The 266-nt window shown below is 64.7% G+C and carries 1 protein-coding gene; it reads right to left on the bottom strand.

Translation table 11 applies throughout. From position 1 onward, the window contains the following. The coding region (locus KVT27_RS24905) for an ABC transporter substrate-binding protein (protein WP_217582199.1) at window positions 1–266 on the bottom strand (266 nt) is incomplete at both ends.

Below are 266 nucleotides of genomic sequence, written 5' to 3'. Positions count from 1 at the left end.
CTGATCGCTCAGGAAGGAGACGGCCGCAGCCATCTCGCCTTCGGCCAAATGCTGCGCGCTCGTATTGCCTGCGAACGTCATCGCGGCGCTTTGCTTCTTGAGCGCCTGCATGAGGGCGATCGCTTCGCTGTCGCCGCGCTGCTGGGCAAGCGAAGCCAGCAGCGTGTAGCCGGTTCCCGACGTCTCGGGGTCGGGGATCTCGATCTTGCCCTTAAGCTCGGGGCGCAGCAGATCTTCGTACCGCTGCGGCAGCGGCAGATCCTTCA

This window comes from Lysinibacillus sp. GbtcB16, from assembly GCF_019091145.1.
GTDB lineage: Bacteria > Bacillota > Bacilli > Bacillales_A > Planococcaceae > Lysinibacillus > Lysinibacillus fusiformis.
Note: the sequence above shows the minus strand (reverse complement) of the source record. Positions and strands in the feature narration are given on the sequence as shown.